Source organism: Candidatus Aminicenantes bacterium, assembly GCA_011049425.1.
Lineage (GTDB): Bacteria > Acidobacteriota > Aminicenantia > UBA2199 > UBA2199 > UBA876.
Genome location: DSBM01000008.1, coordinates 1 through 24,188 on the forward strand (window position 1 = coordinate 1; position 24,188 = coordinate 24,188).

Genomic DNA, 24,188 nt, shown 5'->3' on the forward strand with positions numbered 1-24,188 from the left:
CATTGAGGGAGGTCTGGTGCTTTCCGGAAGGGGTGGGGATTTCCAACTTACCGTCGGTCAGGATCTCTCGGTGGGATACAAATCCGACCAGCGTGAAATGGTGCACCTGTTCATTACGGAATCGTTCACTTTCCAGGTGCTGGATCCGGCGGCCGCGGTGGCATTGAAAACCTAGTCAAATTCAGGCTTCGATGCGCTGACCCGGGTGCCGCTGAATCCAGGCTGCACCCGGCAAACGCACATATCGCGGCAGGATGATCGACATTTTTTCCGCTGAGAAAAACCCCCCGCAAATGGCAGCGCAGTTTACGCACCTCAAGCCTGGATACGCGTTAATTTGGAACCATTGAGCATACCCGGGGAAAAGTCAGCCAAGACGGCAACATTGCCAAGGGGATGGGAAGCGCGCATCAACGCCCTGGAGCGATTGAAACCACCGTGCGCGAATTGTCCCCGTATCGCTGTTTTTGACCTGGACAACACACTGCTGATTCATGATGTGGGGGATGCCGTTTTCGCCCTATTGCGTCGTCGCTCGCTGGAAGGAAACTTGCCGGAGACTGCCGACCCAATGCCCTTTTCCTGGGCCCAATATGTCCACTTGCGCGAATCCGGCCAACCCCGGGAAGCCTATTGCCGCGTGGTTGCGGCAATGGCTGGATTGAGTGCCGCCACCGTAGCCGCAATCACCCGGGAAGTGATGAATTGGCCGACAGATGAACTGGAGGCCGAAGGCGTGCGCGTGCCCGTTCCCCGGCCGGACCCGGTAATGCTTCACCTGGTGCAACGCTTGCAACAAAGCAACTTTGACGTATTTGTAATTTCCGCCAGCAATCATATCACGGTCCGTACAGTTTCTTCCGAATTTCTGGGCATCCGTCCCGATCATGCCTGGGGAATCCGCTCCATTACCACTACCGGGCAGCAAGGCAAAAAGGTGTTCTCCGTCAAGTTGGCATCTCCCGTTCCATATGGAAAAGGCAAAGTCGATTTATTCCGGCTGAAATTGAAAAACTGCATACCCCTGGTGAGCGGCGGGGACAGTATTTCCGATATTCCTTTGCTCAACCTGACCTTCCGGACAGGCGTGGTATTCTGGGCCGGGGAACCGGACTTGCTTAACCAGACCCCATCCCCTTTTCGTTATCCCGCGAATGTATTCTATCACCGTTCCATGCGTTCTTGACATGCCCGGTTTTGAATGATAAAACCGTGCCATGACAACTGCGTTTGAAAGAGACCGAGAGGAACGGCAAGCCATCCGTCGTTATACCCGTCCGGCCTTGCTGGTGGGAATATCAGCCTTGATCACAGTGGTGGTTTACGCACTGCTGGCGCGACTCATCACCCCGGAACCACTTTTTTCCCCCCGAAAACTCGAAACCCTTTTCAGCATCGTCGTGCTGGTGATCACGCTCATCATGATCGTCATCCTGGCTGTACGAAAAACCGTCTATTACTCGTCCCGCCTCATCCGGGAAGGCATGAACATTGACGATGTCCTGCGCAAGTGGAACACTGTGGACATCGTCTTGATCGGCATTACTGAAACGATTCCCCTGTTGGGGCTGGCGCTTACCTGGATAGGAGTCCCTTTTGCGAGAACCTGGTTTATTTTCCTGGTCTCTGCGTTGCTGCTGGTGATCCTGATGCCCATGGGCATCAAGGTTCGAGGAAAACTGATGATTTTGCGCCAACAGCACCCTGATCTGAATGCATAGCCACCCCATCCCGGCTGTAGACGCAATCATTGCGGTGGAGGATGGGATTGTGCTTATTGAACGGCGTTTTCCACCTCACGGGTGGGCCCTTCCAGGAGGATTCATCGAAGTGGGAGAAACCGTGGAAACGGCAATCCGACGTGAAGTCAAAGAAGAAACCGGTTTGGAACTGAGTAACCTGGAGTTGTTCGGCGTTTATTCCGAACCCGATCGTGACCCCCGCCGTCACATCATTTCCATCGTGTTTACCGCCGGAGGTCACGGTGTACCCAGGGCCGGCGATGATGCCGGCCGCATTGTTGTGGTTCCGCCCCGATCCATCGACCGTCCACTGGCTTTTGACCATGAGCAAATCCTCCGCGATTACCTGAGAGCGGCAAATCAGAAAATCCGCTGAACCACTTTTCATTGTGCAACAAATAAGGGTATAATGTGAGTAACGTTGGAGAGAAAACAATGAAGAAACGGATTCTAGTGGTTGAATACGATGCCCAGACGGTGGATCTTATCCATGAAACCTTTCCCCAGCCGGTTTTTGACATCACGGTGGTGGACGAAGGGCAGAAAGCGCGCGACATTCTGGCCAAAAACTCTTTTGATTTGGTGATCACCGCGGCAATGCTTCCCAAATTCCATGGCTTCAACCTGTCCCAGTTCATTCATGAACAATATCCGAATATCCGCGTTATCATTATGAGTGGCATCTACAAGGAGATGGAGTACAAGCGCCAGGCCATCACCCAATACAATGCGGATGACTTCTTTCAAAAACCCCTGAATAAAGACACTTTGCGCCGCCGTGTTTTCGAGTTGCTGGAGCTTGACGCCACGGCCCAGTCCGCTTCAGAAGGCATTGCGACTACGGAGTTCCCGGTTTCGGATACGTCCAAGATGCCTGCCTTGACACAAGATCCATTGCCGGAATCCAATCGTTTCAGTTCCGATGATCTGTTCGGAGACATCATTGAGAAAGTTGAAACTGAAGATGACTCTGAAGTCGAAACGCCCCAGCAAAAACCCGTTCAAACGACGGCGGAGACAATCACCAGAAAGGATAAAAAGCCGGAACCTGAAGAGGAAGGCGTACTGGACCTGACGGATGCAGACATGGTCTCCGGTTCCCCCAAGACCATAAAAATGCCGGCCAGTCAGCCCCAGCCATCTTCGTTCAAAGCGATCACTTCCGATGACATCGACGCCAGCCTGAACAATCTGCTGAGCGACAAACAACCCAAAACCGCGGACACCAAACGATTCAAGAAGATCGAAGAAGATTTCTCTAAAAAGTTCGAAGACACCCTGTCCGGGTTGGGGCTGGATAAAAAACGCAAAAAACCGGATCCGGTTGCGGCTGATAAGTCGCAGTTCCCTTCAGCTCCAGCCCATGAACCGCCGGCCCCATCCGCGCCCCAGGTCGATCAACGAACCCAGGAAATGCCCAGAGCGGTGGAAGCACCCCCGCCCGTTAAAGCGCCTTCAAGCGAACTGGGGGATTACGACATCCTGGGCCTGATTGCCCGTGGGGGAATGGCCGAAATCTACAAGGCCAAGAAAAAAGGCGTCAAGGGATTCGAAAAAGTACTGGCCATCAAGAAAATCCTTTCCGGTTATGGCCAGGACGACAAATACATCGAGATGTTCGTTGATGAGGCAAAGATCGCCGCTGAACTTACCCACCCCAACATCGTCCAAATCTACGATCTCGGCAAGAAAGACGACTACTATTTTATTGCCATGGAGTACGTCCAAGGCAAGGATTTGCGTGTGATTCTGAAACGCATCGCCGGCCGGGAGCGCGTGTTTCCAGAAGAACTGTCCGTCTATTTGACCATCAAAGTGCTCGAAGCCCTGAATTACGCCCATTCCGCCAAAGACAGCAAGGGAAGCAATCTGGATATCGTACACCGTGACATCTCTCCTCCCAACATCATGATCTCTTATGGGGGCGAAGTGAAACTCACCGATTTCGGGGTTTCCAAGGCCACTATTAAAGTTCACCAGACCCTGTCCGGAGCGCTTAAGGGAAAACTTCTCTACATGTCGCCTGAACAGGCCCGCGCCGAGCGTGACATAGACCACCGTTCAGATATATATTCCGTGGGGATTATCCTCTTCGAATTGTTGACCGGGCAAAAACTCTTTATGGAAACTTCGGAAATGAAAGTCCTGAAACGAGTGCAACAAGGCCAGATTACGCCTCCATCCGAAACAGGCGTTGCCATCGACCCGGAGCTGGAGCGCATCCTCCTGAAATCCTTGAGCCTGGAACGTGAAGAGCGCTACCAATCCGCATCCGATATGTTGTCTGACCTGGAGTCCTACCTGCTGTCAATGTACGACCACATTCCCGGTTATCTCCATCTGGCCCATTTTATGAACGATCTGTTTGGGGAAGACATGTCCCGGGAAGGTGTTAAGCTGGCGCTCAAACCATTGCCCTACAGCATCAAGCGCTTGCCGCGAAAACTCAGTGAACCGAGACCTCCCGAGGAAGAGGAAAAAGGGGATGATCTTCGTGTTGAAACCACACGTCCGGAAGAACTCCCTCCAGTCGGCGAATCAATGACTTCCGCTGAGATGGAAAGCGAATCCCCATCCGAGCCCGAAATCGAATTCCTGACCCTGGATGAAGAAGACGAGTTGCCGCAACCTCCCATGGAAAAATATACTCCGGAACAGGCGAAAACAGAAGCGCCTGAACCTCCTCCCGGTGTCCAGGAAGTGGAAGAAAAAGAAGCGCCTTTTCAAACCCAAGCAATGCCGCCTGAAGCCCCTGGACTACCGGAAACGCCCGCATTGGATGAGGAACCTGAAGAGGAATCACGCGATTCTCAGACGCTCGAAAAAACACCTGATCCCGGCAGTGTCGTCAAGACTGAAGGTGAGCGTCGCCCCACTTTTGAAATCAAATTGGAAGATGAGCTTCCGGAATCAGAGAGCGTTGAGGGAACCCTTCAAATTGATGAAGAACTGGCTGCCCTGAATAAGACGTCCCGGCGCCGCAGCTGGAATTTCCTCCTGGTGCTTTTGGTACTCGCCGCCGTAGCAGCCGGTGTGGTCTGGCTCATGATGAACCGTACAGGAGAACCGCAAACGGAATTGACACCTCCCGCCACTGAGATCAGCCGCACAGAGTCGGCTACCCCACAGGAAACGCCTGATGAGATGGAATCCCAGGCACTTGATAACTCAACCGAAGCGGACATCCTTGATGGGGTGCTTGCATCAACGGTAGCGGAGGAAGGGACGGAATCCGCACCCGAGGATACCCGGGCCGAAGATGCGCCGCTCCCATCCAAACCCGAAATCAGCAACCGGGGAAAAACCCGAACCGAAGAAAAACCACGCGCCGTGGTACCAGATCCAAAAACACAGGCCTCCCAAGTATCCGAGCCCGTGCGCCGGGAAACCCCGCCTGAAAAGGTTAGCGCCCGCGAAGAAGCGCAGACCCGAAAACAAACCGCTTCTTCGCCCCAAACTGAAACCGTATCCACAACCGCGGCCAAACCGCCGGCGAAAGAAGAGAAGTCTCAATCTACTGAAACAACCCAAACCCAGCCACCTACAGAAACAAAACCGGAAGATCCACTTGAATCTCCCCCCGAAGAGAAGTCCACTGAGCAGCCCCCGGCAGCCAAAGAAGCTCCACCCCAGGAAATTGTCCGCGAAGGTCGGATCGCATCCAGTGTAGACACCATGCCCGTGGCCATTTCCACGCCTTATCCGGAGTTGAGCCGCCGTTCCCTGCGCGGGCTGAAAAGTGGTGCCACCGTAGTAATCAGTTTCCTTGTGAACCACCTCGGCAAAGTGGAGCGCATTAAGTTTATCCGTCGCTCCGGCTCACCGGAAATCGACATGGAGATCGCGCGCGCCGTTTCCAGCTGGACCTATCGCCCGGCTGTCAAACAGGGCAAGAAAGTCAAATTATGGCAGACCAAATCAATCGCCGTAAAAAAATAAGGAGAGAAAGATGCCAGAACTGAAAAGCGAAGACAAGTCCTTCTACGAATCCACCATGAAGGAAGCCAAGAAAAAAATCGAGATAATCGATGCCAAGGTTGAAGAAGAGTTGGCCAGGGTCAAACAGTTGATCAGCGAACTCCAGGAACAAAAGAAGGCCGTGCGCCAGATCTACGACGGCGCCGCCGTGATCCTCAACGCCCCCAACGAATTCGAAGAAGAGGAAAACGTCGACTAAAAATCCGGGTCAATCCACGTTTTATGAACTATACAGAGGCCCTGCAGTACCTGGATTCCGTCCGTGACCAGGGCGCCAAGCTCGAACTGAAAAACGTTCGGGATTTGATCCGCAACCTGCCTTTTGACCTTTCGTCCACCGATTTTATCCAGGTGGCCGGCACCAACGGCAAGGGTTCCACCAGCCATTTTGCGGCGGCCATCCTGAACGCATCCGGTTTGCGTACCGGCCTGTTCACTTCCCCCCACCTGCAGACCATCCGGGAGCGCATTGCGGTAGACGGCGATCCCATTAAGCCCCAGGAGTTTGCCCGCTCCCTGAGCGCCGTACGCGATATTTCCCTGGACCTGGTCCAGAGAGGAAAGGTCTCAAACATGCCGACTTTCTTTGAGCATCTATTCCTGACCGCCATTCACCACTTTCATTCATCTCAAGTAGAGGTGGCGGTTATGGAAGTGGGATTGGGGGGCAGACTGGATGCCACCACCTCTTTGGATCCGCTGGTGACCGCCATCACCAATATTTCCCGCGATCATACCAAAACATTGGGGCCACGCATCCGGGATATCGCACGCGAGAAGGCTGGAATCATTAAAAGCGGGACCCCATTGGTGTGCGGCTGCCCCAAATCAACAGTCGGTCATCGCTTGATCAAACAAATTTGTTTAAAAAAAAACGCGCCCTTTCATACGGTTACCCGCAATCCATCCAATCTGACGGCTGAAATTTCGGCACAGGGGTATAATTGTTTCTATCAATCCGAAACCGCTGCTTACCGCTACCAAATCCGCATGAACGGCATTCATCAGGCCCGCAATGCCGCCACCGCCATCCGCATCGCCGAAATTTACCTCGAACCCCGCGCTCCACTTTGCGAAGCCACGGTTGCAACCGCCATATCCAACACAACCGTCCCTGGCCGCATCGAAAGCATACCGGGAACCCCAACCATTCTCCTGGACGGTGGCCACAACCTGGAAGGCACGCGGGCACTCAGCCAATTTCTAGCGGAACGCAACCTGAAAGACTTAACCGTGATTTTCGGAGTGTTGCGCGATAAACCTTACCGTTTGATGGTTCGAATGATCGCGCCTTTCGTTGGGAATGTCATCATTACAGAGCCGCGGTCGCATCGGGCTCTGCCGGCTGAACTGGCCGCACGCTGGTTCCCGGAACACACCCAACCCGCTATTGAACGGGATTACGCACGCGCATTGCAAATGGCGCGGGCCGTTGGCCGGACCATTCTGATTACCGGTTCTCTCTACATGGCCGGAGACATGCGCACCCAAATTCTCGGAGGCGACCCATGACCCAAGACAAATTCCTGCAAGCAACACAGCGTTACCATGATTTGAAGGCACGCCTCAATGCCGGAGAGATCACCGTCAATGACCTTAAACAAGCCTTGAAGAAATTAATGATCGTTGATAGTGAAGGGCGCTATTGGATGATCGGCGGCAAAAGCGGACGTTGGTATCGTCACGACGGCACGCAGTGGATCCAGGATGACCCTCACCAGGTGACCGAAGAGGATGGTGGATGGCAAGCCCAACTTGATGCGGACGCGAACATGCAAGAGGATCTGCGCCGGGAATCCGTTTTCGATCAGGTACGGGATGGCGGGCAGGAAAAACAGGAAACAGAGCCGAAATACCAGGCGCCCAAGGGTCCGGGCAGTGAGCCATTCCTTCAGGAACAGGGTTTGGTTCATCAAGGCGATACCCGGGAAGCGGACCTGCCTATAGTGACTTTGCCATCCACAGCCAAATCATCCATGCCACGGGAAGCTCAAACCTTTCCATCCGGTGAACCCACTCAACCCCTGGACCCAAGCACCACTCAGGCAGACACCGCCAACTGCCGCGTTTGCGATGCAGCCATTCCCGCTGAAGCTGAGTACTGTCCCGTATGCGGAGCCAACCAGAATGAAACCACTTCCGCCACGCGCGCCGTCGGCGCTTACAGCAAATTTGGTGGCGGCACCACCACCCTGCAAATCAGATCGATCCAGCCTTTCTCCCTGCTTTTTCTATTGGGAGGATTGGGCCTCATCCTGGGAGTGATTGTCGGCGCCGCATTCGGCATCTTTCAGATCTGCGGTGACTTGATTTACCAATTCCCCCGCATGCTTCAGGAAACCCGCGGCAAAATTCAAGGCGGCCTGATTTTCGGTGTTCTGGGAGGAATCGTCGGATTCCTTTCTTTCGCCCTGATGGCCCTGATCGCATCCGGGCTCTACAACCTGTTGGCGGACCTGTTTGGTGGTCTGCGCCTGCGGATTCGCTCCTGAGTGATGAGCACCCCCCTGCAGGATCTGCGTTATTGGCGCTTGGCTATCGCGATCTGGGTGGTACTCACGCTGTTCTACCTGTTGATCCGCCTGTGGCGCCGCCGCCGCTGACAATCGCTTGGTTTTTACTCCGGCCGTGTCATATCTGACGCCGTATCTGTTTTTTTCGCCCGCACAACCTTCATGGTTTGTTCAGCAATTTCCAATTCTTCATTGGTAGGGACCACCATTACGGTTACAGGAGAACCCGTGGCGGAGATGATTCCAAAGGCGCCCTTCACAACCGCATTGCGTTCCCGATCCAGTCGAATCCCCAGAAAATCCATGCGCTCCAGAACCCGCTCCCTCAGACTGGTGTCATTCTCCCCGATCCCAGCCGTAAACACCACGATATCGGCTCCGTTCATTACCGCCATATATGCGCCCAGGTACTTGCGGATGCGGTGAATCAGGATATCCAGGGCAAGTCCGGCATGCGGGTCTCCCTCATCGGCGCGGGTATGCACATCGCGCATATCGGAACTCAATTGGCTCACTCCTTGAAGGCCGCTATGCTTGTTGAGGATCCGGTCCATCTCTTCCACCCCGATGCCCTGATTGCGCATAATATATAGCGGGATGGCCGGATCGATATCCCCACACCGGGTACCCATCATCAAACCCTCCAGGGGTGTAAAACCCATGCTGGTATCCACGGAACGCCCTTTTTCAACGGCCGTGATCGATGAGCCGTTGCCCAGGTGGCAGGTAATGATATTGAGAGTATTCAATGGTTTTGCGAACTTCAACGCTGCTTGCCGCGCCACATAATAATGAGATGTACCATGAAATCCGTAGCGCCGAATCCCATACTCTTCGTAATATGTATAGGGTACGGGATACACATACGCATGGGGAGACATGGTCTGGTGAAACGCCGTGTCAAAGACCGCCGCATTGGGAACGCCTTCAAGGATGCGTCGGCAGGCTTCGATACCGGTGATGTTGGGCGGATTGTGCAGGGGCGCCAGGGGAATGCATTCGCGCAACGCGCTCATGACAAGGTCGTCAATGAGTACGGTGCGGTGAAATTTTTCTCCGGCGTGAACCACCCGGTGGCCCACCGCGGAAATCTCTTTGCGATCATTCAGCACACCCGTTTTGGAATGAGTCAGGTACTCGATGATCAGGTTAATTCCCTCTTCATGGTTTTTGACGGGGCGCTCAACCAGTTGCTTTCGCCTATCCTGATGCAGATTTAAACGTGACCCCTTAATCCCGATACGCTCCAACACGCCGCCCGCCAAAACATCACGCTCACGCATGGAGATCAGTTTGAATTTAATGGACGAACTTCCACTGTTGATCACCAGAATTTTCATTTCATTGCCTCACTGTTGGAAAGTGCGAACACCATCATTTATTATACTCACCTGCTTCCATTGCGCAAGAATGTCGTGCCGGTTTTGGCAAAGAGGCCGGTTCGGATCAACGCAGCCGTGGATTGGCTTTGGTTAGTGGATATGGTATGGTCATTAAAGGAGGCCCCATGCTGATCGATTCCATCACAAAACGCCGCTCTATCCGTCGTTACCAAGAGCAACCCGTTACAAAAGAACAATTGCAACGGGTATTGGAGGCGGCCCAACGCGCGCCCACAGCCAAAAACCGCCAGGATTGGAAACTGGTTGTCGTGGATGACCCCGCCCGCCGTAATGCCCTGGTTGACGCGGCCGCCCCCCATCAACCCTTCATGCGGCAGGCCCCGGTAATCCTGGCTGCCTGTGCGTTGAATCCCGAATACATCATGCGTTGCGGTATTCCCGCCTTTCCGGTCGATCTGGCCATTGTGCTGGACCACGTCAGTTTACAGGCCGCAGAAGAGGGGCTGGGTACCTGCTGGATCGGATCATTCGACCAAGAGCCCGCGCGCCTGGCAATGAATATCCCGGATTATGTAACCATCGTACAGCTCATGACCCTTGGTGTGCCGAATGAAGACCCGCCCGCAAAACCCCGCAAGCTCATAAGCGAGCTTGTTTTTCGCAACGGCTGGGAATCACGTTAAGGGATTTTAAAAATCCGCTGAAGCTGCAAGCCCAGGCGAACGTCTTTGATGCCTTCGCGAACGCATCGATCAAAAAAGCACCAAGCCGTCGCGTACCCGTCTTCGTCCCGGGCATTCGGTTGCAAGTAAAAAATTGACTGCGGCATGCACTGCCGCAACTGATGCACGGTTTCCAGTGACAGTTCGGGCACAACCACCAGTTTGACTTCATCCGCCAGCGAGCGAATGGCTGGGTGAACCCGGAACGCCGCCGCCGGTTTAGGTGAGACCGCCCACCAGTGAATGGCCAGGTCCTGGAAATGGAGTCCATTGGTTTCCACGGAAAGAAAGAACCCTTTCCTGGCCAGGGTTACCACTATTTGCGTCAGATCCTGTTCCAGGGGTTCCCCCCCGGTGATCACCACCTGGACACCCGGAAACGGCGCCAAACGCAATACCTCTTCCAGAATAACCGGGACGCTCATGTCCGTACCGCCGGAGAGGGCATGGGGAGTGTCACAGAATCCGCAACGCAGAGAGCAGCCCGCCAGGCGCACGAACACAGCGGGATGACCCATACGCAAACCCTCTCCCTGGGCTGAAAAAAAAATGTCAGCGATCTTCACGATAGCGAGCTCCAGCGTTTTCCGACTCCCAGACCATGACGGATTGAATCGGGAATTCAGCCTTTAACTGCTGGTAGAAGTGACGGGCCAGGTTCTCCGCCGAGGGAGGACCGGGAACAGCGTCATTGAGCAGGCAGTGATCCGGGAGGATCTGGCGCAACCGTTCCCGCACGCGGGAAAAATCAAAACTGATCCCGGAGCGGTCGAGGCTGTGCCCGACCAGGGTGACCTCCACCTGGAAAGTGTGGCCGTGCATGTGTTCACATTTTCCCTGGTAATGCTCCAGGTAATGTGCAGCGGAAAACTTCTCTTTAACCACCAATTCCCAACTCATACCGGCCCTCCTTTTTTAAACGGGTCACCAAAGGATCCTCCAAACCCAATTGCGCAAACGCCTGGAAACGACTTTCGCAAGAGGCACAGCGACGGCAGGGCACTTCCCCGCCCCGATAACAAGAGATGGACCGGGAGTAATCAGCCCCGAGATAAAGCCCCAGCTGGACAATCATTTTCTTGGATAACTTTACCAGGGGCAAATGGATCTGGAACCGTCGGCGCATTTGCCGGACCGCGGTGCCGGCGTTGATTGCGGCCTCCATGCGGGCGGCAAACTCCATGGTCGTATCCGGGTAGTCCGGCGTATCGATGCGGTTGAAACCGGTTACCAGGTGGAAGATCTGCCTGGATTCGGCCCAAGCCGCGGCCAGAGAAAGGAAAATGCCGTTGCGGAAAGGTACATACGTCGGGGGCACGCTGGATGTTTTGCGCGAATCCGCCAGTGATTCGGGAATCTCTTTTCCATCTCCCACCAGTGCTGATTTGACCCATCCACCCAGGGGCAGGTTCAGGAGCCGCCATTCTACACCCACATGCGCAGCCACCCGGCGTGCGGCTTCCACTTCCACCCCATGGGTCTGCTCATAAGAAAACGTGAGCGCCGCCGCTGAGCCGAACCGCTCCAGGGCCCAGTAAAGAGCCGTAGTAGAATCCAGGCCTCCGGAAAACAAAACCACCGCAGCCGGAGATTTCATGTCAGCATTGTACCCCGTATCACCCCCCTTGCCAACCCTGCAAACGCTTGACAAGCGGTTGATCCGCCCGTCATTTTGGGGTAAACTAAAAAATTGAAAAACACCCTTTGGAGGAGGATTCCATGGCAGTCAACCTGCGCAATCGCCATTTTTTAAAACTGCTGGATTTTACATCTGCAGAGATCAATTTCCTGTTGGACCTGTCCGATTCTTTGAAACGAGCCAAATACAGCGGCACGGAGCAGCCGCGATTGAGTGGTAAACAGATCGCCCTGATTTTTGAGAAATCTTCCACCCGGACACGCTGTGCTTTTGAAGTGGCCGCCCAAGATCAGGGCGCTTTTGTCACCTACCTGGGTCCTTCGGGATCCCAGATCGGCCACAAAGAATCCATGAAAGATACCGCCCGCGTTCTGGGGCGCATGTATGACGGCATTGAATATCGTGGATTCGGCCAGGAAATCGTTGAGGAATTGGCGCGGCATGCGGGCGTGCCGGTGTGGAACGGCCTGACCAACGAGTTCCACCCCACCCAGGTGCTGGCGGACTTTATGACCATGCGCGAACACGCCCGCCGCGATCTGCGTGAAGTGACCTTCTGCTACCTGGGTGACGCCCGCTTCAACATGGGTAATTCCCTGCTGGTCGGCGGCGCCAAAATGGGCATGGATGTCCGCCTGGCCGCTCCCAGGCCATACCAGCCCGATAAGCATCTGGTGGCGGACTGCCATGCCATTGCCACGGATACCGGGGCGCGGATTACCATCACCGATGATGTGGACCAGGCGGTCAAGGGCGCGGACTTTCTCTACTCGGATGTCTGGGTATCCATGGGGGAACCGGAATCCGTTTGGGAAGAACGCATTGCCGCCCTCAAACCCTTCCAGGTCAATCAAGCCGTCATGGAAAAGACGGGCAAACCGGATGCGTGCTTCATGCACTGCCTGCCCGCTTTCCACAACCGCGAAACCAAGGTGGGAAAAGAGATCTTTGATAAATACGGTTTGGACGGCATGGAGGTGACGGAAGAGGTGTTTGAATCCCCCGCCTCCATTGTGTTCGACGAAGCCGAAAATCGCATGCACACGATCAAGGCCATTATGGTGGCGACACTGGGAGCCTGATCATACCAACCCTAACTCCATGAACGCCGGGCCGCCTCGGGATTTCGTCCCGTTTATCCGCCGCTTCAACAGCTATATCCGTGTCTTCAGGGGAACCGACAACTATACAAACACCAACATCGACATCAAGGCCGAACACACTCACCGTGTCTGTCGCCATTCGCTGGATATCTGCGGGTCCTTGAATCTTTCCGGCAAAGAACGAAAAGAAGCTTTCCTGGCCGCCCTGTTCCACGATGTCGGCCGCTTTTCCCAGATTCACCGCTACGGCACCTTCAACGATCGCACATCGGTGAATCATGCCATGCTGGGAGTAATTGAAATCAAGGCCAACAATTTGCTGGCGGGCATCCTCCCGGAAGAATGCCGCCGGATTCTCAGCGCGGTAATGCTTCACAACCGCCACACGCTGCCGCGGCGATTAAAACCCGCCGCCTTGCGCCTGTGCCGTGTCCTGCGCGATGCCGACAAGATGGATATCCTGGACGTGTTGATCAACTATTACACATCCAGGAAAAACGGCAGCAACCCGGCGCTGGACCTGGAACTGCCCGTGGGTTCAACCCTGTCTGATGCGGCGCTTGCCGACATCGATGCCGGCCGCAGTGTGGCCATTGAAAATGTTCAATCCATCCAGGACTTCCGCCTGCTTCAGGCCGCCTGGGTGTTCGATATCCACTCAGCCTGGGCCATGCAGCGCCTGCGTAACCTGGGACAAATCGACTGGCTGCTGCAACAATTGCCTCCGGGAAGAGGCGCAAAACGGGCGACGCGCCGTATTCACGACTACATGAAAAATTTCACTCCCACCCTTCTGCCTCGTCCAGCCGGGATGTAACGGCTTCCCATACTTCCCGCACGGAAATCGAGCGCATGCAATGGTGATCTTTGCAATCCCGCCGTTTGCAGGGAGCGCAGCTCGCATGGTGATGGATCACACGCACGCTGCGCGAATTCGACACCACGCGGCGCGGATCCGTTGGGCCGAAGAGTGCGACCACCGGGGTATGAACGGCATCTGCCACATGCATCATTCCCGAATCATTGGTAATGAACAGGCGGCACAGGGAGGCCGCGGCCACGGACTCCGCCAGGGAAAGATTGCGACCCAGGTTGATGCTGCAACCCGGCGCGGTCGCGGCCAGGGCTTCCAGGCGATCATGGTCTGCAGGGCTACCGAAAAGCAGGACGGAAAGGCGCGAATATTCAGCGGTCAGGATTTGGATCAACTGCAAAAAACGCGCGTGCGGCCACTCCTTGGCTGAGCCATGAGCCGTGCATGGCGAAATGCCGATCCATGGCGCCTCTTCCCGGGCACCAAGGTGAACCAGCCGGCGGCGCACCTGATCTCTGAATGGTTCCGGTACGGGCCAGTCGGGATCCACACCATGATCGCCATGGGTACCCAATTCAGCCGCCGCCAAGTCATTATACGCGTCAACCTGCCGCCATTCCTGCCGCGGCCAATCCAGTTTTTTGGATAAAAAAAGATCGCGGCCATCACGGCGATACCCGGTCAGGTGGCGAATTCCCGCCAGGCGAAACATCAGCGCCGAACTCATGGAGTTTGTAAACAGCAGCCCGCGTTCGGCATTACAATCCTTCAGGCGGCGGGAACCGCTCACCACTTCACGCCATCCCCTTGACAAAGGAAGCCCAATTACCGGGTGAGACAAATCATGGGAAACCAGCGGCGGCGTAAACAACTCCACCAGGTAAGGACGGGTAATCAGGATCAGGTCATGAGCAGCATAATGTGATTCCAGCAACCGCAGGGCGGGCCGGGCCATCACACAATCGCCGATCCAGTTTGGGGTGCGGACCGCCAGGGTCATTCCACGGCGGGTTGGGTTTCCTTCTCGTCTGTTTCCGGATCCGCTTCATCGGGATGCGGCTCGTCTTCAGTTGCTTTATCGGGGTTTGCATCCGTTCCAACCGTATCCGTATCACTATCGCTGCTTTCGCGCCCGGACCCATCATCCGGCTCGCCGTCGCCATCCAGGTCAGTGACATCCACTTCACTGCCTTCTTCCCCATCCACTGCTTCTTCGGAATCGCCAAAAATGGAGAGATCCGGTTTTCTGGGGGTTCCATCCGTAATCTCGTAGTTGATTAAACCACGCCTGATCTCTTCCAAGGCGATGGTAAGGGGATTCTCCGCAACCATGTCGACCTTTTTACGACCACCACGCAACAACTGCCGGGCGCGTTTTGCGGCCAGGATCACCAGGCGGAATTTGCTGTCTATGAATTCTTGCGTTTCCAAGATTGTCCTCCTTTTGCCTATAAAGCAAGCGGGGGGAATGGACCGTCCCGCGGCGGTATGCTCAGGGTAAGTCCGGGAAAACCGTTTTTATTATAGCAGAGAGTGGCATCAAACGTCAACTTCGGGCTACCAGGAACGATAAGGAGTGCCGTCGAGGGCAGTATTTTCAGACAGGCAGTACACGTCCCAGACATTTTCGCCTCCCCACTGGGAGCTGTCGCGCTTGTCCTGGAAAGAACGCAATCCCCACTCCCTTGTATTGCTTAGGGGATCCCTGGGAATCCGCCGCAGGAAACGTTCAATGCGGCGATCCCCCTCTTTGTTTCTGTACTCCAGGCCTTCCACCAGTTCATCCAGGCTTTTGGGCAGGAAATAGCGATCACTATCCATCTCGACCTTGTGTTCCATGGCGAAATCGCGATAAGAATCAATGGCGTTGCGCAATTGACGCAGCGCCCGTCGCAATTCCACCTCGTCCGCACGTTGCATGGATGTCTGGGCCACGGGCAGGGCCACCGCGGCCAACACGGCAATGATGACCACGACAACGATCAGTTCGACCAGCGTAAAGCCCGCCCGTGATCTCATCAATTTTTGCGGTCGCGATTGCGATTATCCCGGCCGCGATTGTCTCGGGAGCGGTTATCCCGGCCGCGGCTGTCACGGTTACGGGAATCCCGGCTGCGGTTATCCCGACCCTGGCTTTCGCGGTCGCGTGGCGGGCGGGATCCGCCATCTTCGCGGTCGCCGCCTTCGGGCTCCGGCTGCAACTCACGAATCGAGGCTTTGACCCGGCCATCGCGATCGATATGGATCACCTTGACCTCAATTTCCTGTCCGATTTCGTATTTCATGTCATTGATACTGGGAATCCTGCGATGAGAAATCTCAGAGATATGCACCAGGGCCGACGCTCCGCCAAGAATATCCACGAATATCCCATAATCCTCGATACGCGTAATCTTACCCGTATAAGTCATACCGATTTCCGGAGATGCGGTCAGCGCTTTGATGCGCTCCTGTACTTTGGAGCCCACTTCGTTGTTGGGCGCGGCAATGGTTACTTTGCCGTCATCATCCACGTTGACCTTGACTCCGAAAGTCGCGGTAAGCTCTTTGATGGTCTTCCCGCCGGGACCGATGAGATCGCGGATCTTGTCCGTATCGATTCGCATGGTTACCATTACCGGGGCGAATTCAGACAATTCCTCAGCCGGATGATCAATGGCGCTGTTCATCACTTCCAGAATGTGAAGGCGCGCCTCCCTGGCCTGGTTGAGAGTTGCGTCGATGATCTCTTCGCTTAAACCATCGATTTTAATGTCCAACTGTACGGCATTAATGCCTTTGGCGGTGCCCGCCACTTTAAAATCCATGTCTCCGAAATGATCTTCAAAACCGGCGATATCGGTCAGAACCACATACCGATCTTTTTCCTTGACCAGGCCCATGGCAATACCCGAAACGGCGCTGCGCATGGGGACACCGGCTTGCATGAGCGCCAGCGATGTTCCGCATACCGTGGCCATGGAACTTGAACCGTTGGATTCCAGGATATCCGAAACCACACGGATGGTATAGGGGAACTCATCGTATTTGGGAAGTACGGGACGGATGCCTTTCCAGGCCAGGTTGCCATGTCCGATTTCCCGGCGTCCGGCACCCCTCAAGAAGCTGACCTCTCCCACAGAAAATGGCGGGAAGTTGTAGTGCAACATGAAATGGCGGAAACTGTCACTGGAAGCGGCGATATCATCAATGCGCTGGGCGTCGTCTTCGGATCCCAGGGTGACCACGGCCAGGGCCTGGGTCTCGCCGCGGGTAAACACCGCGGAGCCGTGGGCGCGTGGCAATACGTCCAGTTCCACGGACAAGTCACGGATTTCGTTCAAGGCGCGGCCGTCGTTACGCTCGCGTTTTTCCAACAACCGCTGCCGGAACGAGTCGTGCTCCAACTGATGGAAAGCCCGTTTGTATTTGGGCTTCAACTCCTCATCCTCGATTTTTGCGTACACTTCGTCCTTAATGGCTGCGATCTCTTCACGGCGTTTCACCCGGTCCTGGATAAAGATAGCGTCCTGGAGACGATCACCACAGTTCCGCTCTAGTTCAGCCAGAACCTCATCATAGCGGGTGTCCGGTTCTATAGTTATTTTATCCGGATTGATCAGTTCGCGTTGGGCGGAACAAAGCTTTTGAATGATCTCCTTACCCAGAACCAAGCCCTGTTTAAGCAAATCTTCACTGAACTGGTCGCCCTCGGCTTCCATCATTACGATGTCGTCTTCGGTTCCCGCCAACAGCAGGACCATCTCGAATTCGTTCTCGTTGAGTTCATCCCGTCCGGGATTGATGAAAAAGCGCCCGTCGCGGCGGGCAACCTTAACTGCGGCTACGGGTGTATCGAAAGGAATGGTGGAGGACATCAGGGCCGCTGAAGCCCCGGTTATTCCCATGGCATCGTAATCCACGCTGAAATCAGCACTCAGCAGCAGGGCGATCACCTGGGTCTCATTAAAGAAACCCTCGGGAAAAAGTGGGCGAATGGGTCGATCGATCAGGCGGCTGAGCAAAACTTCCCGCTCCGAGGGCTTGCCTTCACGCTTAAAAAATCCGCCGGGAATCTTACCTCCGGCATAGTTGTTCTCTCGAAAATCCACCATCAAAGGAAAAAAGTCCTGGCCTTCCCGGGCCTCTTCTTTCATGTTGGTAGTTATCAGGATGCGATTATCCCGGTATGTAAGCAGGGCCGATCCGTTCGATTGCTTGGCCCAGCGATGGGTTTCAATAATCAGGGCATTTCCGTCTAAATCAATGTTTATGGTCTTTTGCATTTTTTTCTCCATTAAAAATCGGCACGCTGAATCGCGCCTTGGGGGATGTGTCGATCAAGTTTTACTTTCTCAATTTCAAGTCCTTCAATACCCGGCTGTAAGAGTTAAAATCCTTGCGCTTGAGGTATTTCAGGAGCTTTCGCCTGCGTGACACCATGGACAATAGCCCGCGGCGGGAGTGGTTGTCCTTTTTGTGGGTCTTGAAGTGTTCCGTCAGGTTTTTAATACGGGTAGTCAAAACCGCGACTTGAACTTCCTCGGATCCGGTGTCCGTCTCGTTGCGGTGGAAACGGTTAATCAATTTCCGTTTCTCCTCTGTGGTAATGCTCACAATTTCCTCCTGTCTTTCTCTATCGATTCGTAGTCGTTGACGTCATTGTATCAGAAACCGCCGCCAAAGTAAATGATTTCCCCATCAATGGCAATCGCACAAGACCCTCAGACTTAAGCCGGTATTGCGTAGCACGGTAATTAACATTATTTGTCAAGCATGTAGCTGCCTGATTGACGATTAACGGCAACGCGCCCTGCACTTTTGACTGAAACACCTTATCAATGCATGCTTCTCGTTTACTGGAAAATTAATTGCTGGTATAATCAGGTTCCCGTAGCGGAAATTTCGCCGGGGATCTGCCAAAACCGGAGGTAATGGCATGAAAACTGTGTTCAGAAACACCCCCGTCGGAAAGACCGGTCCCATATGGTTGTGTATTTTATTGTTTTTCTTAACCCTTCACGTGCCCGCCCTGTCACAACAGCAATCCGTGATACTCTCCGACTATGGCTATTGCCAATACCCCAGTGTGGCCGCTGCGAACGGTGGCGCCACCATTCTCGCCGTATGGGTTGAGAAACACAGCGGATATAAATACATTTATTACCGCGTCCGCCGGGACGGAAGCTGGGGAGTAAAAAAACTCTTCAGTCAACCCGCATATTCCAATCCCGAGTATCCCCACGTGGTGGCCGATGCCAGCGGCGACTTCCACATGGTGTGGATGGAAGGGTTCGGCGGAGGACGGGATATCGCCTACGCCCGCTTCTCTGACGGAGAATGGGATGCCTGGACGGGTAACGGACCAAACGATTACATCGAAGTAAGCGAGAATCAGCGCGATGTGTGGCCGCGCCTTGCCATTGACTCCGCAGACGATACGCTGTACGCGGTCTGGTCAAAACACAGGGGGACGTCGGTTAACAACGATGCCGAAATCTTTTCCGCCCGCAAAGTCCCTGGAGGGAATTGGCAGGTGGAACGAGTGACCTACGACAATTACTCCCACCTGAACTACCACGCCGACATCACCGCGCGCAACGGCCGGGTGGTGACCGTCTGGGAATGGCACTTTGGGGGCATCTGGTCCTCCCGGCGCCTGGGAGCCAACAACTGGGGTTCCCCGACCCAGATCAGTTCCTCAAACAAATGGCCGGCCGTGGCCAACGACCACAACGGCAACGTGCACGCCCTGTACGGATTGGGTAGCATGCTGTACTCCAAGCGCACGGCCACGGGCGCCTGGCAATATGAAGGTGCGTTGAACAATCACTTTCGCTACAAGCAGTGGGGGGACATCCGCACCGACGATTTCAACAACTTCTACGCCCTGTTCCAGGAGGGGCCGGCGGTTATCGAAGAAAGCCTGTACGACAACCGTGGCTACTATCGCAACACCCGCCTGATGATCGTCATCGGCGACGGTGACGGCAACCGCGACCCCGCTGAACTGCTGTGGCAGAAAAACCATTCCTACATCCACAGCCCGGTGGCGGCACCGGACAACAACGGTGGCGTCCACATCGTCTGGTTTGACGCAGGCGTCGGCTTCCAACCCAATGATAGCCTATACGAATGGATGGACTGGGGTCCGATCTACTACATTAAAACCGCTGCCGGCCCGGGAGCAGCCATACAAGTGCTTTCCCCGAACGGCGGCGAAGTATATATATCCGGTGATACAGAGACCATCACCTGGAACGCTTCAGACTCCATCGCCAACGTACACATAGAAGTATCTGGTGACAATGGTCAGACCTGGTACGACGTGGTGGCATCAACAGAAAATGACGGCGCCTACGAAGTAATTGTGCCGGAATTATCTTCAACAGATTGTCTGGTGCGGATCAGCGACGCCAGTGACGGGGAACCGTCGGACACCAGCGATGCCGCCTTTTCCGTTTACCTCGCCGGAAGCATTCCCTCCCTGACGGTGGATCATGATTCGCTTAATTTCGGCAGCGTGAATGGACTAACAACGCAATCCCAGCAAGTGCTCATTTCCAATACGGGTGGCGGTAACATGGACTGGACAGTTTCCAGTGACAGCAATTGGTTGAGCAGTACGCCCACCGCGGGCAACAACACCGGCGTCATCACCATCAGCGTTACGCCCTCCGGTCTGACCGCGGGTACATATACCGGCATCTTGACCATCGACGCCGGCCTGGCCTCCAATTCGCCCCTGAATATCAACGTAACCTTGCAAGTGCACGGCTCTGGAGCAACATACTCTCCATTTGGAAGTTTTGATATTCCAGTGCAAAACTCCGATGTCATCGGAAGTATCCCGGTATCGGGTTGGGTTTTGGATGACATTGAAGTAGAAAAAGTTAGCATCTGGCGTGATCCGGTGGATGGAGAGCCCCCATCTCCAAATGGGTATGTCTATATCGGTCAGGGAGTTTTTGTTGAGGGCGCCAGGCCGGATGTGGAAACATTGTACCCGGAGTATCCATTAAATTACCGTGCCGGTTGGGGCTACATGCTGTTAACCAATCATTTACCCAATGGGGGCAATGGGAGTTACCTGCTTCACGCTTTGGCTACTGACAAGGAAGGCAATACCACTCAATTGGGCACGAAAACGATCAACTGCGACAACGCAAATTCAGAACTGCCTTTTGGTGCCATTGACACTCCCGATCAAGGTGGTGAAGCAAGTGGATCTGGATTTATCAACTTTGGTTGGGTGTTGACACCCCAACCCAACATGATCCCCATAGACGGTTCTACGATAACGGTGTGGCTTGACGGATTTCCACTTGAAGGTCATGTGAATTACAACCACTACCGCGAAGATATCGCAAACATCTTTCCTGGATATGCCAACACAGAAGGAGCGGTGGGATATTACATTATTGATACGACAGAGTACGAAAACGGTTTACATAATATCGCCTGGAGCGTGACAGACAATGCCGATAACGTTGCTGGAATTGGGTCCCGCTACTTCATGGTGGTGAATACTTCCCCACCTGACACGGCATCAACAGCAACCCTCTCTCAAAATCCAAGTCAACCTAGCCTGGAACAATTGAATGCAATGTTGCCGGATGCATCGCCCGTAATTGTGAAGCATGCTTTGAATCCGCATGCACAGGCCCAACGGATCCATCCTTATGGAACCAAGGCCGAAATCCGTATCAGTACGGGTATAGCAGAAGGCCTTGTCGTTGACCTCAATTCGGATCAACGCCCCAAAGCCAGCTTTACCGGCTTTATGCAAGTGGGCGACCAGTTGCGATCACTACCCATTGGTTCCACTATGGATGCGGAAAACAGCATATTTTACTGGCACCCGGGACCGGGTTTTCTGGGAGATTACGACCTGGTATTTGTGGACCTTGATCGGGGCTTGCGCAAACGGGTTCGGATTACCATTCTTGCCAAAACCACTTCCCGCCGTAACGTTGATTCTTAGTAACCCGCCTGCCCATCCCACACAACGGGGGGGGTGGACAGTTGCGACAAACGCATTGTTCCGTCAGCAGAAAGATTAGGCTATCCATTAAAATCCAAAACTTTATGCGCATACACCCGTATGCATGTTTTTGAGGGAGGATTGGGCCCATGATTGAGGTAGAAAAACTCAGCAAACGGTTTCGCTTGACCAAAAAACAAAAACGGGAAATGGGTGTAGACGGCGACTCATCTTACATCTGGCCCGTCAAGGAAATCAGTTTCACTTGCCGGCCGGGCCGCGTGTTTACCCTTCTGGGGCCAAATGGAGCCGGCAAAACCACCACCCTGCGACTGATTGCCACCATGCTGAAACCAACGGAAGGGGCGATCCGCGTGGCCGGACATGACACCCAGCGGGAACCCCGCCGGGTACGCGCCTGCATCGGCTTCCTGACGGGGACGACCGGCCTCTACGGCCGCCTGACCCCCGACGAGATCGTGCGCTACTATGCCGACTTGAACGATATCGACCGCGAGACCTTCGACAAGAACCGCAAACGCCTGTTTGACATGCTCGACATTCATCCCTTCGCCGGTCGCCGCATCGCCAAGCTCTCCACCGGTATGCGGCAGAAAGTTTCAATCGCGCGTACCATGATTCATGATCCCGAAGTGGTGGTTTTCGACGAACCCACCACCGGCCTGGATGTGATTACCGCCCGGGCCATTATCGAGTTGATCCGGCGCTGCCGCGAAGACGGCAAAACCGTGATCTTTTCCACCCACATCATGGGCGAGGTCAACCTTTTGAGCGATGACCTGGCCATTATCCACGAAGGCCGGCTGCTCTTTAACGGTCCTTTCAAGGATTTCCGTGACCAGTGCCAGGCCCGCACCATTGAAGATGAATTCATCCGCCTGGTCCAGGAGGCCTGACATGAAAAAGACGGCAATTATTTTCCGCAAGGAACTGAAAGACACCCTGCGCGACCATCGCACCCTGGTGGTGATGATCCTGATTCCCCTGTTGCTCTTTCCCGTACTTATATCTATTTCCACTCACATCATGATGCGGCAGCACAAAGAAGCCGAAGTCAAGGAACTGAAACTGGCCCTTGTACTCAACGGCAACGCGGCCGGTTTCCTCGATGTATTGAAAAACCATGACAAGGTGAGCGTGATCTCCGATATCCCGGAAGATCGTTTTTCCACCGCCATTCGCGAAGAAAAAATCGATTTCGGCCTGGCATTCGCCGCTGATTTCGACCGCGTGGTCGCTTCCCGCGCACCGGGAACCATCCGCTTCTACCTGAAATCTTCCCAGGAAACGGACCTGACTTCCCGGCGGATCCGTTCCATTCTCGACGAATACAAGGAGCAACTGCTTTCAACCCGGCTGAAAGAGATGAATCTGGACCGCCGGGTGTTCGAAGTGGTCACCGTGGACAAACACGACATCGTGACCGTCAAGGAGCGCATCGGCGAAGCAATCGGCGGCTTCCTGCCCTATATTTTCGTAATCTTCTGTTTCATCGGCGCCATGTATCCCGCCATTGATCTGGCGGCCGGGGAAAAAGAGCGCGGCACGATTGAAACCCTTCTGGCAACCCCGGCCACGCGCTTGGAGATCGTTCTGGGCAAATTCAGCCTGGTTTTCCTGACCGGGCTTATTTCAGCGGCGATGTCAATCCTGGGCCTGTATATCGCCCTGCAATATACCACGGGAATTCCGGAAGACCTGCTTTCCTCCCTGGTCAAGATCATCGACATCCGTTCCATCCTGCTGGTGTTTTCCCTGCTCATTCCCCTGTGCACCTTTTTTGCCGCCATTCTTTTATCTATCTCGATATTCGCGCACACCTTCAAGGAAGCCCAGAACATCATGACTCCCATGAACATCCTGGTGATTGTGCCGGTTTTTATCGGCCTCTTCCCGGGCTTCAAGCTCAATTCAGTCACGGCATTGATCCCCGTTCTGAACGTTTCCCTGGCGACCCGGGAGATCATTGCCGGCAGCATCCAACCCCTGCTCTTGCTGGAGGTTTTCCTTTCCCTGACAATCTTCGCTGTGATCAGCCTGGTGTTCTGCGCCCACTGGTTCCAGAAAGAAAGCGTAATTTTCCGAACCGGATAGGCAATAAAGTTGGAGAGAAGGTAACAGTAGACAGGCAGTTGAAAGTCGAAAGTGAAATCTCTAAAGACCTTTTCTACTTCTTTCCTTTTCAACTCTTCAACTTTTGGTTCTATTACGTTTCGTGTGGGTAAATATATATTGGGAATCAGTAAGCAGTTGTGAGGAAGAGTGCCCAGAGGGCATACATACCCGCAGGGCATAAAGCATAAGCGAACGCAAACGGCAGGTTCCGGGGCCCCATGGGCTGAGGCAGGAC

General features: G+C 54.4%; 23 protein-coding genes. 14 read left to right on the top strand and 9 right to left on the bottom strand.

Annotation, left to right across the window (positions count from 1 at the left end; translation table 11 throughout):
* From ENN40_00540 to ENN40_00575, 8 genes are all read left to right on the top strand, one after another.
* Positions 1-175 (top strand): bacteriocin (locus tag ENN40_00540; GenBank protein HDP93831.1); only part of this gene is annotated, 175 nt, incomplete at its 5' end.
* A gap of 150 nt (positions 176-325) precedes the next feature.
* On the top strand, positions 326-1,186 hold the full coding sequence (locus tag ENN40_00545) for a hypothetical protein (protein HDP93832.1): 861 nt from the start codon (positions 326-328) through the stop codon (positions 1,184-1,186).
* A 31-nt stretch (positions 1,187-1,217) separates the two neighbouring features.
* Positions 1,218-1,721: a hypothetical protein gene (locus ENN40_00550; GenBank protein ID HDP93833.1), complete on the top strand. Its 504-nt coding sequence runs from the start codon at positions 1,218-1,220 to the stop codon at positions 1,719-1,721.
* Positions 1,714-2,118, top strand: a complete 405-nt coding sequence (locus tag ENN40_00555) for an NUDIX hydrolase (GenBank protein HDP93834.1) — start codon at positions 1,714-1,716, stop codon at positions 2,116-2,118. The genes ENN40_00550 and ENN40_00555 overlap by 8 nt, the downstream gene beginning before the upstream one ends.
* A 59-nt stretch (positions 2,119-2,177) precedes the next feature.
* Entirely contained in the window at positions 2,178-5,681 is a 3,504-nt protein-coding gene (locus ENN40_00560) for a response regulator (GenBank protein HDP93835.1), read from the top strand.
* Between the two features lie 10 nt (positions 5,682-5,691).
* Complete coding sequence (locus ENN40_00565; protein ID HDP93836.1) at positions 5,692-5,919, top strand: hypothetical protein; 228 nt, start codon at positions 5,692-5,694, stop codon at positions 5,917-5,919.
* Between the two features lie 23 nt (positions 5,920-5,942).
* Entirely contained in the window at positions 5,943-7,232 is a 1,290-nt protein-coding gene (locus ENN40_00570; GenBank protein HDP93837.1) for a hypothetical protein, read from the top strand.
* Positions 7,229-8,212: a hypothetical protein gene (locus tag ENN40_00575; GenBank protein ID HDP93838.1), complete on the top strand. Its 984-nt coding sequence runs from the start codon at positions 7,229-7,231 to the stop codon at positions 8,210-8,212. The genes ENN40_00570 and ENN40_00575 overlap by 4 nt, the downstream gene beginning before the upstream one ends.
* Before the next feature lie 125 nt (positions 8,213-8,337).
* On the opposite strand, the gene ENN40_00580 is transcribed toward ENN40_00575, so the two are convergent.
* Complete coding sequence (locus ENN40_00580) at positions 8,338-9,573, bottom strand: acetate kinase (GenBank protein HDP93839.1); 1,236 nt, start codon at positions 9,571-9,573, stop codon at positions 8,338-8,340.
* 167 nt (positions 9,574-9,740) lie between these two features.
* Between ENN40_00580 and ENN40_00585 the strand changes: the two genes are divergently transcribed.
* Entirely contained in the window at positions 9,741-10,259 is a 519-nt protein-coding gene (locus ENN40_00585; protein ID HDP93840.1) for a nitroreductase, read from the top strand.
* Here ENN40_00585 and ENN40_00590 read toward each other — a convergent pair.
* Genes ENN40_00590 through queC form a run of 3 tightly spaced genes read right to left on the bottom strand, consistent with a single transcriptional unit; the run spans position 10,256 to position 11,895 of the window.
* Positions 10,256-10,864 (bottom strand): 7-carboxy-7-deazaguanine synthase QueE, encoded by a 609-nt coding sequence (locus ENN40_00590; GenBank protein HDP93841.1) that lies wholly within the window; start codon positions 10,862-10,864, stop codon positions 10,256-10,258. The two genes, ENN40_00585 and ENN40_00590, sit on opposite strands and share 4 nt — an antisense overlap.
* Complete coding sequence (locus tag ENN40_00595; protein HDP93842.1) at positions 10,851-11,198, bottom strand: 6-carboxytetrahydropterin synthase; 348 nt, start codon at positions 11,196-11,198, stop codon at positions 10,851-10,853. The genes ENN40_00590 and ENN40_00595 overlap by 14 nt, the downstream gene beginning before the upstream one ends.
* On the bottom strand, positions 11,176-11,895 hold the full coding sequence (gene queC / locus ENN40_00600) for a 7-cyano-7-deazaguanine synthase QueC (protein ID HDP93843.1): 720 nt from the start codon (positions 11,893-11,895) through the stop codon (positions 11,176-11,178). The genes ENN40_00595 and queC overlap by 23 nt, the downstream gene beginning before the upstream one ends.
* 122 nt (positions 11,896-12,017) lie before the next feature.
* On the opposite strand from queC, the gene argF reads away from it, so the two are divergent.
* Positions 12,018-13,019: an ornithine carbamoyltransferase gene (argF, locus tag ENN40_00605; GenBank protein HDP93844.1), complete on the top strand. Its 1,002-nt coding sequence runs from the start codon at positions 12,018-12,020 to the stop codon at positions 13,017-13,019.
* Between the two features lie 19 nt (positions 13,020-13,038).
* The gene (locus ENN40_00610; GenBank protein HDP93845.1) at positions 13,039-13,857 is read left to right on the top strand and encodes an HD domain-containing protein; all 819 of its coding nucleotides are present in this window, start codon (positions 13,039-13,041) and stop codon (positions 13,855-13,857) included.
* On the opposite strand, the gene waaF is transcribed toward ENN40_00610, so the two are convergent.
* The 5 genes from waaF to ENN40_00635 form a co-directional block, all read right to left on the bottom strand.
* Positions 13,820-14,854, bottom strand: a complete 1,035-nt coding sequence (gene waaF / locus ENN40_00615; GenBank protein ID HDP93846.1) for a lipopolysaccharide heptosyltransferase II — start codon at positions 14,852-14,854, stop codon at positions 13,820-13,822. The genes ENN40_00610 and waaF overlap by 38 nt on opposite strands.
* Positions 14,851-15,306, bottom strand: a complete 456-nt coding sequence (gene rpoZ / locus ENN40_00620; GenBank protein ID HDP93847.1) for a DNA-directed RNA polymerase subunit omega — start codon at positions 15,304-15,306, stop codon at positions 14,851-14,853. Before rpoZ ends, waaF begins: the two co-directional genes overlap by 4 nt.
* 105 nt (positions 15,307-15,411) lie before the next feature.
* Positions 15,412-15,873, bottom strand: coding sequence for a prepilin-type N-terminal cleavage/methylation domain-containing protein (locus ENN40_00625; GenBank protein HDP93848.1), 462 nt, complete (start codon positions 15,871-15,873; stop codon positions 15,412-15,414).
* Entirely contained in the window at positions 15,873-18,131 is a 2,259-nt protein-coding gene (locus tag ENN40_00630; protein ID HDP93849.1) for a polyribonucleotide nucleotidyltransferase, read from the bottom strand. Before ENN40_00630 ends, ENN40_00625 begins: the two co-directional genes overlap by 1 nt.
* A 49-nt stretch (positions 18,132-18,180) precedes the next feature.
* A complete protein-coding gene (locus tag ENN40_00635) occupies positions 18,181-18,450 on the bottom strand; it encodes a 30S ribosomal protein S15 (GenBank protein HDP93850.1) in 270 nt (89 codons plus the stop codon).
* 322 nt (positions 18,451-18,772) lie between these two features.
* Here ENN40_00635 and ENN40_00640 point away from each other — a divergent pair, with 322 nt between their 5' ends.
* The 3 genes from ENN40_00640 to ENN40_00650 all read left to right on the top strand — a co-directional run bounded on the left by ENN40_00640 (position 18,773) and on the right by ENN40_00650 (position 23,932).
* Complete coding sequence (locus ENN40_00640) at positions 18,773-21,817, top strand: hypothetical protein (protein ID HDP93851.1); 3,045 nt, start codon at positions 18,773-18,775, stop codon at positions 21,815-21,817.
* Between the two features lie 149 nt (positions 21,818-21,966).
* Positions 21,967-22,734, top strand: coding sequence for an ATP-binding cassette domain-containing protein (locus ENN40_00645; protein ID HDP93852.1), 768 nt, complete (start codon positions 21,967-21,969; stop codon positions 22,732-22,734).
* The gene (locus ENN40_00650; GenBank protein HDP93853.1) at positions 22,613-23,932 is read left to right on the top strand and encodes an ABC transporter permease; all 1,320 of its coding nucleotides are present in this window, start codon (positions 22,613-22,615) and stop codon (positions 23,930-23,932) included. Before ENN40_00645 ends, ENN40_00650 begins: the two co-directional genes overlap by 122 nt.
* The last annotated feature ends 256 nt before the right edge of the window (positions 23,933-24,188 follow it).

Excerpts from the sequence above, each read along its gene's own strand:
- ENN40_00650 (HDP93853.1), top strand. The coding sequence starts at position 22,613 with ATGACCTGGCCATTATCCACGAAGGCCGGCTGCTCTTTAACGGTCCTT.
- ENN40_00595 (HDP93842.1), bottom strand. The coding sequence starts at position 11,198 with ATGAGTTGGGAATTGGTGGTTAAAGAGAAGTTTTCCGCTGCACATTAC.
- argF (HDP93844.1), top strand. The coding sequence starts at position 12,018 with ATGGCAGTCAACCTGCGCAATCGCCATTTTTTAAAACTGCTGGATTTT.
- ENN40_00630 (HDP93849.1), bottom strand. The coding sequence starts at position 18,131 with ATGGAGAAAAAAATGCAAAAGACCATAAACATTGATTTAGACGGAAAT.
- ENN40_00580 (HDP93839.1), bottom strand. The coding sequence starts at position 9,573 with ATGAAAATTCTGGTGATCAACAGTGGAAGTTCGTCCATTAAATTCAAA.
- ENN40_00565 (HDP93836.1), top strand. The coding sequence starts at position 5,692 with ATGCCAGAACTGAAAAGCGAAGACAAGTCCTTCTACGAATCCACCATG.
- ENN40_00625 (HDP93848.1), bottom strand. The coding sequence starts at position 15,873 with ATGAGATCACGGGCGGGCTTTACGCTGGTCGAACTGATCGTTGTCGTG.
- ENN40_00645 (HDP93852.1), top strand. The coding sequence starts at position 21,967 with ATGATTGAGGTAGAAAAACTCAGCAAACGGTTTCGCTTGACCAAAAAA.
- ENN40_00575 (HDP93838.1), top strand. The coding sequence starts at position 7,229 with ATGACCCAAGACAAATTCCTGCAAGCAACACAGCGTTACCATGATTTG.
- queC (HDP93843.1), bottom strand. The coding sequence starts at position 11,895 with ATGAAATCTCCGGCTGCGGTGGTTTTGTTTTCCGGAGGCCTGGATTCT.
- waaF (HDP93846.1), bottom strand. The coding sequence starts at position 14,854 with ATGACCCTGGCGGTCCGCACCCCAAACTGGATCGGCGATTGTGTGATG.
- ENN40_00550 (HDP93833.1), top strand. The coding sequence starts at position 1,218 with ATGACAACTGCGTTTGAAAGAGACCGAGAGGAACGGCAAGCCATCCGT.
- ENN40_00585 (HDP93840.1), top strand. The coding sequence starts at position 9,741 with ATGCTGATCGATTCCATCACAAAACGCCGCTCTATCCGTCGTTACCAA.
- ENN40_00610 (HDP93845.1), top strand. The coding sequence starts at position 13,039 with ATGAACGCCGGGCCGCCTCGGGATTTCGTCCCGTTTATCCGCCGCTTC.
- ENN40_00555 (HDP93834.1), top strand. The coding sequence starts at position 1,714 with ATGCATAGCCACCCCATCCCGGCTGTAGACGCAATCATTGCGGTGGAG.
- ENN40_00570 (HDP93837.1), top strand. The coding sequence starts at position 5,943 with ATGAACTATACAGAGGCCCTGCAGTACCTGGATTCCGTCCGTGACCAG.
- ENN40_00560 (HDP93835.1), top strand. The coding sequence starts at position 2,178 with ATGAAGAAACGGATTCTAGTGGTTGAATACGATGCCCAGACGGTGGAT.
- ENN40_00640 (HDP93851.1), top strand. The coding sequence starts at position 18,773 with ATGAAAACTGTGTTCAGAAACACCCCCGTCGGAAAGACCGGTCCCATA.